This is a genomic window from Zongyangia sp. (assembly GCF_965361945.1).
Window position 1 is genome coordinate 46,590 of the sequence record NZ_CBDTOK010000130.1, and the last position, 9,938, is coordinate 56,527.

The following is a 9,938-nucleotide window of genomic DNA, read 5'->3' on the forward strand; positions in this document are numbered from 1 at the left end:
GTTTCTAATCATTGAAAAAGGCCGGAAAGAACCTTTCAATTCTATCTAGGGCGTTTCCTCTGGCGAAGTTCACACTCATAGCTCGGAAAGTTCAGACATGGATTTTTTCAGATTGGTCAGCGCCACCTTAGTTTCTGCGGTGGTTTCACCCAGCAGGCTTGCAATCTCCTGAGCGACCCTCATCTGTTTGACAATGACTTTTTGTGCAATGTCCACGGTGGAATCGCGGAGAGACTCCATCTGTTTTTTATGCTGCTCTTCTTCAGAGATATCCTTGACGAAGACCAAATACATACCATGTTCTTTAATATAAAGGATGGTTTGTTCTACTGTTTTATCGGATTCATCTACATGTACTTTCTTGGTGACAGCCTTTCCTTCACTTTTAGCGGTGTCAAAGTCAGGCTCACCATAAAAGGCGGGAATGGGGTAGCCTAGGATTTCCCCACGATTTACTTGATAAATATCCTCTGCCATGGGGTTGATGTCCTGCACATTCAGATCCTCATCCAGAGCCAAAATAGCGTTGGGGGAATGCTCTGTAATGGTGCTGGACATATTTTCTGCCCTCTCGCGGAAGAAGGGAAGACACATATTAATATCCGCTTTACCTTGGAAAACTGCAACCGCTTTTTCACGACATGAATGATAGCCACAGCTGCCGCAATTTAGCTCATCCTCCGGCGTCAGCTTACCGATTTTTGCAAGGATAGCTCTAATCTCTTCTTCTGTCGGCATATCCCGCCGGACAGAACGGTTGGTAAAGACACGGGGATGTGGGAATTCGATGGTAGAGGTGGGGGCAGGATTTTCATCCTGGGGCATGGGGGCATCGTCAATCATTGTTTCCGTGACCAGCAGGCTCTTGTGACCCATCCGCATAATAGGGCCGCCAATACATCCGCCCGGGCAGATATTAGCTTCAACAAACAGACCCTCTACCAGACCATCGCGGATGGCATCGAAAACCTCCATACAACGGCTGATACCATCGACAGCAACCGGCCGATAGTGGTGAAATTTTTCGTCTGGAATGGTTTTGAGAATACCGGTAGTTTTGGGATAAAGGCGAGAAACCGGATTGCTCACACCGGTGGCTTCACTGTCTTGGACATCCATGGAAACGCCAGCGTTGTCCATCCACTTTTGAATGCCAGCAAAGGTTAGAGCGTAGTTGACAAAGCCGCCGGCCAATGGATCAGAGGCTTCATTTTTTTTAGAAAGGCAAGGCCCGATGAAAGCTACCTTGATATCTCCGTAAGTTTCACGCATCAGCTTGGCATGAGCCATCATGGGAGAGGAGACAGGGGCCAGATTTTTAATCAGCTCCGGATAATACCGCTCTACCAGCATGACCACAGAGGAGCATGCGGTGGCAATAATATTTTTCATCTGTCCGTTTTCCATCAGAGCGGCGTACTCTCTGCTAGTTTCATTGGCGCCGATGGCTGTTTCTTCTACTCCGGCAAAGCCTAGCTTCTTTAGTGCAGCCGAAAGTTTGGAGAAGTCATCTGTGCCGAAGAACCCCGGCCAGGAAGGCGCGACGGTAGCATAGACTCGTTTCCCTTGGGCAATCATTTCTTGGACATAGTGATGATCGCTTTTGATAAATTTAGCATTTTGGGGACAGCACTGGACACAGTTACCGCATAAAATACATTCATCGTCAATAATAGTGGCTTTCCCATCCTTAAAAGCAATGGCCTTCACAGGACATTCCCGGATGCATTTATAACAGTTGTGACAATTACCGATATTCAGCTCAATAACTCCCATTAATGTAACCTCTCTTTCCTTTTATTCCCCTGCTTTCTCAGCCTGTGCTAGGGGAAAGACATGTTCATAAAAGACATTTTCCGCATTGACGAAACCAACATTCTGGACAGGAGTGTCGTTGACCATTACCGAGATGCCGGAAAGGCAACGGCCCATACAGAAAGAGGCTTTCAGCTCAATGACATCTTCCAATTGATTTTTTTTGATCAATTCTTGAAAAGTTTTGATCACTTGATAGGAGCCCTTCATATGACAGGAACTGCCTACACAGACACTGACGACGACCATAACTTCTCCATCCCTTCTTCATGAATTACTACATAAAATTGTTAAAAACGAAACGAATTCCATATTATCTCTAGTATACATGAAAAAAGGGGAGAATAACAAGATGAGAAACGCATAAAAAGGCTGGGAAATCTTTGGCGCAATCTTTATGAAAGGGAAGACTGTACAAAGAAAGGGAACAATCCTAGGAACAATGAACAAAGATGAAAAAAACAGCTGGAAACTCTAGGCCACGCCTTGACACGATCTCTTTTTATAGGATATAATAAAATCAATTGTTAAAATGTAGACAATTTTTAATAAGGAAATTTGTGTATTGTTCTAAAAAGTTTGGAACAAGCCATGGAGGAATAAGGAAAGGTGGCGTTTTGCCCGGATGAAAAGGTTGATTGTGGAAGTGTGTGTATGTCCAGAGTGTGTCATGATGGGGGCAATGGACATCATTGAGGCCATTGAGAGCTTGAAAAAGCTGAAAACCCAGCTGAGATTGAATACTCAGGTGCAGGTGATTACCAAAAGCTGTATAGGAGATCCAAAGCATGGAAGTGACTCTCCTGTGGTAGTGATTAACGGTGACAGATTGGTTTGCGCTAACAGCCAGACTGTCATGGAAAAGATCATTTCATTAAAAGCGAAGGATGTGAAGCATTAAGTGCGCGGAATTTATACACCGGTAACAAAATTACGGCGTCAGGTATTCGCTCAGATTGCTGAGTTTGCTTATAACAATGAGGAATATGCGGCCTTTGAGGAAATTCCTTATCGCATTATTAAGGGTGAGGTGGCGACTTATCGCGACAGCATTTTCAAGGAGAGGGCTATTATCGGTGAGCGCCTGCGCTTGGCCATGGGCCTTTCTCTGCGTAAAGTAGATGAGCACATGCCGGTAGCAAAAGGAATTGAGGAATGCGCTAAGCCGGAAAAATATTACGAACCGCCGCTGGTGAATGTTATTCCCTTTGCCTGTAACGCATGTCCAGAAAATTCCCTCATGGTAACCGATAACTGCCGCGGATGTTTGGCGCATCCCTGTGTTAGTGTCTGCCCGGTAAAGGCAGTATCTTTTGAAAACGGAAAATCACATATTGATCAGGATAAGTGCGTACGGTGCGGTCGATGCAAGGATGTGTGCCCCTATAGTGCCATTGTTAAATATGACCGTCCCTGCGCTGCGGCCTGCGGTGTCGACGCCATTGAAAGCGATTATTTGGGACGGGCAAAGATCAACTATGACAAATGTGTTTCCTGCGGGATGTGCATTGTTAATTGTCCCTTTGGAGCGATTGCCGATAAATCCCAGATTTATCAGCTGATCCGCGCGATTATGGATGGCCAGGAGATTATAGCTGCTATTGCCCCTGCTTTCGTTGGACAATTTGGACCTATGGCAACTCCAGAAAAAATGAAAGAAGCACTGAAAGTGCTAGGATTTTCTGAAGTTTATGAAGTAGCTGCCGGCGCAGATGTCAGTGCTATGGCAGAGGCGGACCACTATGTGAACCATGTGGGAAAGGATTTGCCGTTTTTGGCCACGTCCTGTTGTCCTTCTTGGTCCGTAATGGCAAAAAATAATTTCCCGGAGCTGGCGGGCTGTGTTTCTGAAGCACTGACACCTATGGTTGACACGGCTAGGATCATCAAGAAAGAGCATCCGAACGCCAGAGTGGTATTCATTGGCCCATGTGCGGCTAAGAAGCTGGAGGCATCCAGACGGACGGTACGAAGCGATGTAGACTTTGTTATCACCTTTGAAGAATTAATGGGAATGTTTGTCGCGAAAGGCATTGACTTTGGCAGCATTGAAGATGAACCCTTGCAGGATGCTACCGGCGCGGGACGTGGTTATGCCGTGGCTGGCGGCGTGGCGGATGCTATTGCCAATTGCATCAAGACCAAATATCCTGATGTAGAGGTAAAAGTCGACCGGGCAGAGGGTCTGCGCAACTGTAAGAAGATGCTCCAGATTGCCAAGGCGGGTAAACGAAACGGATATCTGCTGGAAGGTATGGCGTGCCCAGGTGGCTGCGTAGGTGGCGCTGGCACGATTATCCCATTGAACAAGGCATCGGCTGCGGTCAAAGGATTCCAGACGGCGGCAGGAACTTCAAATGCTTACGATAGCAAATATGCCGATGAAAAGATCGAAGAATAGAGATTAAGGTAAAGAGTTGTATGGAGATACAGCGCCCGCTGCATTGTTGCGCGGGCGCTGTCTGTTTGGAGGTGACAAGATGCTCCCTAACTGGAAGGATGTAACCGGTGTATGGGATCGGATGAAAAAAACAAAAAAGCCCATTGCGCTGTATGGCATGGGAAACGGTGCTCAGATGATTCTGGATGTCTGCCAACAAAAGCAGATTCCGGTAGCTGAAATATTTGCCAGTGATGAATTTGTGCGTGGACATAGTTTTGCAGGATATAAGGTGAAAAGGTTGTCGGAGCTGGAAGAGATATATGATGATTTATTTATCGTAGTAGCTTTCGGTGTTCATCATCCTCAAATGCTTCTTCGTTTGCAGCAGTTATCTCGGCGATATGAGGTGGTAGCGCCTGATGTTCCAGTGGCAGGGGAAGGACTGTTTACTCCAGAATTTGCCGCCGCTCATGAGGAAGAGATCCAACAGGTTTATGAAATGTTGATGGACGATCAGTCAAAACGAGTCTTTGAAAATGCCTTGCGTTTTAAGGCTACGGGAGATATTCAGCTTTTGGCAGAGGTAGAAACACCGGTTGAGGAAATCTATCAAAATCTTCTTTGTCTGGGCCGTGATGAAATTTATATCGATCTAGGTGCCTACGACGGCGATACCCTTCGGGAGTTTCTAAATTGGGCTCCTGAATATAAAAAAATCTATGCGGTAGAGCCTGACGAAAAAAATTATCGAAAACTGTGCAAGACTATTGAATCTTTAGGAATTAATCATATTGAGGCAGTCCATGCAGGTATCTGGAATCAGGCTGAGGAAATCTCTTTTCTCGGAAAAGCAGGGCGCAATTCCAGAGTGGGGCAGGGTGGAAATAAAATTTCGGCTATCAGTGTGGATAGTCTTCTACAAGGAAATCCAGCGACCTACATCAAGTTGGATGTGGAAGGAAGTGAAGAGAAAGCTCTGACCGGAGCTCAAGATACTATTCGCACTTACGGACCCAAGCTTTTGCTCAGTGCTTATCACCGCAATGAGGATCTATGGTCTCTGCCCTTGGCGGTTAAAAGAATCAATCCCAATTATGTTTTTTATCTGCGTCACCAGCCTTACATCCCCGCTTGGGAAACTAACTATATTGGGGTAGTACCGAATTTTTAAGAAGGTTTGTGAAATGATGATAAAGATATACCAGAAGGGAATGGAGATATTGCATGCGGAGAAAACAAAAGATAAAAGGAGTAAATAAAAGATATTAGAAGCAGGATATGGAAATTTAATAAAAGCACAGACAGAAGCGCAAAATTTACGAGAATTTAGTAAAAATATTGACTTTTTTAGGATATATGCTATAGTGATATTCGTTGCTTTTGGCATCTAGCAAAAAAGAGAATGAACTGATGAATAAGGTACCGCCTAAAACGGGCTGGTGGATGATGGGAAAAGCACATTCACAGCAACGATAGAAAAAGCCTTTTGCGGGAAGCGGCTACAAGTTCATCGGGGTTGGCATGCTCGTTTATCGGGACATGTAACTTAAATCCGCAAAGGGGGATGCTCAATGGGGGAAAATTGTATTGTAAGCTTGAAAGACATCGTCGTCGACTATGATGGGGAAGTAGTATTGGATGGAATCAACCTTGACATTCACGACAAGGAGTTCGTCACATTGCTGGGCCCGTCAGGCTGCGGAAAGACCACAACGCTGCGCATTATCGGCGGTTTTGTGGAGCCTGCGTCTGGCGATGTCTTTTTTGATGGCAAGAGAATTAATGGCCTGCCGCCTTATAAGCGGCCGCTGAATACTGTCTTTCAGCGTTATGCATTGTTTCCGCATCTGAACGTATTTGAGAATATCGCCTTTGGACTGCGGCTGAAAAAACTGCCGGAAAAAGAAATATCCTCCCGTGTTTCTGAGATGCTGGAACTGGTCAACCTAAAAGGCTTTGATAAAAGAAACGTGAACCGCTTATCCGGTGGTCAGCAGCAGCGGGTGGCGATTGCAAGAGCTCTGGTCAATCATCCCAGATTGCTGCTCTTAGACGAGCCTTTGGGCGCATTGGACCTCAAGCTCCGCAAAGGGATGCAGATTGAACTGAAGCGTATTCAACAGAGCTTGGATATCACCTTTATTTATGTAACCCACGACCAAGAGGAAGCTTTGACCATGAGCGATACGGTGGTGGTAATGAAAGATGGGCATATCCAGCAGGTGGGGACGCCTCAAGATATTTACAACGAGCCAGAAAATGCTTTTGTAGCAGATTTTATCGGAGAAAGCAACATTCTAGATGGCGTTATGCACAAAGATTTCGTGGTGGAATTTGCCGGACGGCAATTTGATTGCGTGGATAAAGGATTCGCCAAGATGGAAGAAGTGGATGTTGTCATCCGACCGGAGGATATTAAGGTAGTGCCCGCTATTGCAGGGCAGTTAACTGGCCGGGTTGAATCGGTTATATTCAAAGGTGTTCACTATGAAATGACGGTGGAGGGAGCGGGATTTACCTGGATTATCCATTCTACCCAGTCTCAAGAGCCGGGATCATCTATCGGCATGAATATCGATCCCTTTGATATTCATATTATGCACAAAATGGAGGCGGAGAAATGAAACTGAAATCTGCTTCTCTGCCTTATGCAGTGTGGTCTTTTATCTTTGTCGTAGTGCCGCTGGGAATGGTGGCTTATTTTGCGTTTATCGATCAGAATGGACATTTTACATTAGAAAATGTATCCAGTGTTGGGCAGTACACGCCGGTTCTGGCCCGTTCCATCTGGCTTGCTGCCATTGCCACCATCATCTGTTTGATCATTGCCTATCCTCTGTCCTATCTTCTTTCTCGGATGCATGCAGGAAGGCAGAAGGTATTCCTGATGCTGGTGATGCTCCCCATGTGGATGAATTTTCTGCTGCGCACCTATGCATGGATGACCTTATTAGAGAGAAATGGCCTCATCAATCGCTTTTTTGCCCTGTTTGGTTTAGGACCCTTTGAGATGATTAATACCCAGGGAGCGGTGGTTCTGGGGATGGTATATAATTACCTGCCCTTTATGATTCTGCCCCTTTATACCATCATGGTCAAAATCGATGACCGGATCATTGAGGCGGCACAGGATCTTGGCGCCAATTCCTTTCATGTCTTTTCCAAGGTGGTTCTTCCGCTGAGCGTTCCTGGTATTACCACCGGAATTACTATGGTATTTGTTCCGGCAGTGAGCACCTTTATCATTTCTCGGATGCTGGGCGGCGGCGGTAATCTGCTCATCGGAGATCTGATTGATTTACAATTTCTTGGCAATGCATATAATCCTAATTTGGGTGCAGCCATTTCCCTGGTCCTTATGGTGCTCATTCTTCTATGTATGAGTATCATGAACCAGTTTGACAACGATGAGGGAATGGAGGGAGCATTGCTGTGAAAAAGAGAAGATGGCTATCCAACACCTATATTGGATTGGTCTTTGCATTTTTATACCTTCCTATTGGTGTGTTGATTGCCTACTCCTTCAATGAATCGAAGAGCAGGGCAGTCTTCACAGGCTTTACCTTTGATTGGTATGAGCGACTGTTTCACAATGAGGTCATCATTCAATCTCTGATCAACACCCTTATCATTGCCATTGTATCCTCCCTGATTGCCACAATCATTGGCACCGCGGCAGCAGTAGGGATCAATTCCATGAACAAGTGGATGAAATCGGCTATGATGAATTTGACATATCTCCCCATAATTAACCCTGAAATTGTCACAGGCGTATCCATGATGCTGCTATTTGTATTTCTGAAACTGGAATTTGGATTTACCACCTTGATTATTGCACATATTACTTTTGGACTACCGTACGTCATCCTCAATGTGCTTCCAAAGCTAAGGCAGATGGATAATTTTGTCTATGAGGCAGCTTTAGACCTAGGATGCACACCCTTCCTGGCTTTTCGTAAGGTGATTTTTCCAGAAATCCTGCCAGGCATTATTTCAGGAATGCTGATGGCCTTTACATTTTCTCTGGACGACTTTGTTATTAGCTATTTTACTACCGGCCCCACATCACAGACCCTTCCGGTCACCATCTTTTCCATGACCCGGAGAAAGGTAAGCCCAGAAATTAACGCGCTATCTACAATTATCTTTATTGTAGTTTTGGCCACACTTCTTATTGTCAATTTCAAAGATCTGAAAAAAGAGAAAAAGGTTCGCCGGGAGGTGAGCCTGTGAAAAGACTTCTCTCGCTATGTTCTATAATTTTACTGCTTATCACCTTTACGATCCCCGCTTTCGCGCAAATTGAGGTGGAGGACGAGGGCTACTATCAGAAATTCCAGGGCCAGAACATTTCGATCAATGTTTACAACTGGGGTGAATATATTTCTGATGGTGCTGAAGAAGGGACAATCAATGTCAACAAGGAGTTCGAGAAACTAACCGGGATCAAAGTAAACTACTCAACCTATGCTTCTAATGAGGAACTCTACGCCAAGTTAAAAAGCGGCGGTGCTAGTTATGATATTATTATCCCCTCTGATTATATGATCGGCCGGATGGTCAAGGAAGATATGCTGGAACCGCTTAATTTTGAGAATATCCCCAACTTTCAGCATATTAATGAACAATTTGTCAATCCGGCTTATGACCCAGACAATGCATATTCTGTACCATATACCTGGGGAACTGTAGGAATCATCTATAATACTACCATGGTGGATGGCGATGTGGATAGCTGGGATATTCTTTGGGATGCTCGGTATATGGGGGACATTTTAATGTTTGCCAATTCCAGAGACGCTTTTGCTATTGCACAGAAACGTCTGGGCTATTCCTTTAACTCCGGCAATGCGGACGAGTTAGAAAAGGCTGCTGAAAGTCTCAAAGAGCAAAAGCCTCTAGTACAGGCCTATGTTATGGATGAGATCTTTGACAAGATGCAGGCAGGGGAGGCGGCGTTGGCTCCGTATTATGCTGGGGATGCGATTACCATGATCGCCGATAATCCGGATTTGGCTTTTGCCTTCCCGAAGGAAGGAACCAATCGCTTTGTAGATGCCATTTGTATTCCAAAAGGCAGCCAACAGAAGGAAGCGGCGGAGATGTACATTAATTTTCTCTGCGAACCGGAAGTAGGATTGGCTAACTGTGAATACATCGGCTACTCCACACCTAATGACGGTGCCATGGAACTGTTAGATGATGAAGTAAAAAATAATCCTATCGCTTATCCGTCTGATGAGATACTGGAAAATACCGAGACCTTTTTAAGTCTGCCGGATGACGCAAACCGTCTGATGGACAAGCTTTGGACCGATATCATGAGCACCAATGAGGGAGCAAATCAGTGGATTATCCCTGTGTTTTTAGTTCTTTGTATTGTGGCTTCAATTGTCATTAATGTAGTGCGTCGTATTCGGAAAAAAAGAGAAGAAATGTACTAATACAATAAGAAGCAGCTGCCTTTTGGGGGCAGCTGCTTCTTATTGCATTTTGTATGAAAGCGGTGAAAAATGGAAAACTATTTCATGAATCCCTTTCGGTGAAAGGAAGATCATGAAATGAACAGTAATTACTTTATAGGTGATGTTCCGTATTCTGATAACGCTTCGAGATTTGCTCGGACATATTCCCGAAAATATCACTTGGACTCACTATCCAATTTGGATTCCTGGGTAACGATCAGACCACCAAAGAAGCTTCCTCCCCGACGTCCTGTGGGTATCCGATTGATTCTCTC

9 protein-coding genes are annotated in these 9,938 nt (G+C 45.1%); 7 read left to right on the forward strand and 2 right to left on the reverse strand.

Translation table 11 applies throughout. From position 1 onward, the window contains the following. Positions 1 to 75: 75 nt before the first annotated feature. Both ACZ25G_RS08540 and ACZ25G_RS08545 read right to left on the reverse strand, forming a co-directional pair. Positions 76 to 1,776 carry a [Fe-Fe] hydrogenase large subunit C-terminal domain-containing protein gene (locus tag ACZ25G_RS08540; RefSeq protein ID WP_463682159.1) on the reverse strand — a complete coding sequence of 567 codons (1,701 nt, stop codon included), beginning with the start codon at positions 1,774 to 1,776 and terminating at the stop codon, positions 76 to 78. A gap of 21 nt (positions 1,777 to 1,797) precedes the next feature. Next, the gene (locus tag ACZ25G_RS08545; protein ID WP_191482248.1) at positions 1,798 to 2,064 is read right to left on the reverse strand and encodes an NAD(P)H-dependent oxidoreductase subunit E; all 267 of its coding nucleotides are present in this window, start codon (positions 2,062 to 2,064) and stop codon (positions 1,798 to 1,800) included. 376 nt (positions 2,065 to 2,440) lie between these two features. Between ACZ25G_RS08545 and ACZ25G_RS08550 the strand changes: the two genes are divergently transcribed. The 7 genes from ACZ25G_RS08550 (at position 2,441) to ACZ25G_RS08580 (ending at position 9,642) form a co-directional block, all read left to right on the forward strand. After that, on the forward strand, positions 2,441 to 2,716 hold the full coding sequence (locus ACZ25G_RS08550; RefSeq protein ID WP_191482249.1) for a (2Fe-2S) ferredoxin domain-containing protein: 276 nt from the start codon (positions 2,441 to 2,443) through the stop codon (positions 2,714 to 2,716). After that, positions 2,717 to 4,216 carry a monomeric [FeFe] hydrogenase gene (locus ACZ25G_RS08555; RefSeq protein WP_191482250.1) on the forward strand — a complete coding sequence of 500 codons (1,500 nt, stop codon included), beginning with the start codon at positions 2,717 to 2,719 and terminating at the stop codon, positions 4,214 to 4,216. A gap of 79 nt (positions 4,217 to 4,295) precedes the next feature. Continuing rightward, positions 4,296 to 5,369, forward strand: coding sequence for an FkbM family methyltransferase (locus tag ACZ25G_RS08560; protein ID WP_463682160.1), 1,074 nt, complete (start codon positions 4,296 to 4,298; stop codon positions 5,367 to 5,369). Positions 5,370 to 5,769: 400 nt separating this feature from the next. After that, positions 5,770 to 6,822, forward strand: coding sequence for a spermidine/putrescine ABC transporter ATP-binding protein (potA, locus tag ACZ25G_RS08565; RefSeq protein WP_191510441.1), 1,053 nt, complete (start codon positions 5,770 to 5,772; stop codon positions 6,820 to 6,822). Next, entirely contained in the window at positions 6,819 to 7,634 is an 816-nt protein-coding gene (locus tag ACZ25G_RS08570) for an ABC transporter permease (protein ID WP_191510442.1), read from the forward strand. Before potA ends, ACZ25G_RS08570 begins: the two co-directional genes overlap by 4 nt. Further along, a complete protein-coding gene (locus ACZ25G_RS08575; RefSeq protein ID WP_191482254.1) occupies positions 7,631 to 8,431 on the forward strand; it encodes an ABC transporter permease subunit in 801 nt (266 codons plus the stop codon). Before ACZ25G_RS08570 ends, ACZ25G_RS08575 begins: the two co-directional genes overlap by 4 nt. Further along, positions 8,428 to 9,642, forward strand: a complete 1,215-nt coding sequence (locus ACZ25G_RS08580; RefSeq protein WP_463682161.1) for an ABC transporter substrate-binding protein — start codon at positions 8,428 to 8,430, stop codon at positions 9,640 to 9,642. Before ACZ25G_RS08575 ends, ACZ25G_RS08580 begins: the two co-directional genes overlap by 4 nt. The last annotated feature ends 296 nt before the right edge of the window (positions 9,643 to 9,938 follow it).

Excerpts from the sequence above, each read along its gene's own strand:
- ACZ25G_RS08545 (WP_191482248.1), bottom strand. The coding sequence starts at position 2,064 with ATGGTCGTCGTCAGTGTCTGTGTAGGCAGTTCCTGTCATATGAAGGGC.
- potA (WP_191510441.1), top strand. The coding sequence starts at position 5,770 with ATGGGGGAAAATTGTATTGTAAGCTTGAAAGACATCGTCGTCGACTAT.
- ACZ25G_RS08550 (WP_191482249.1), top strand. The coding sequence starts at position 2,441 with ATGAAAAGGTTGATTGTGGAAGTGTGTGTATGTCCAGAGTGTGTCATG.
- ACZ25G_RS08540 (WP_463682159.1), bottom strand. The coding sequence starts at position 1,776 with ATGGGAGTTATTGAGCTGAATATCGGTAATTGTCACAACTGTTATAAA.
- ACZ25G_RS08560 (WP_463682160.1), top strand. The coding sequence starts at position 4,296 with ATGCTCCCTAACTGGAAGGATGTAACCGGTGTATGGGATCGGATGAAA.
- ACZ25G_RS08570 (WP_191510442.1), top strand. The coding sequence starts at position 6,819 with ATGAAACTGAAATCTGCTTCTCTGCCTTATGCAGTGTGGTCTTTTATC.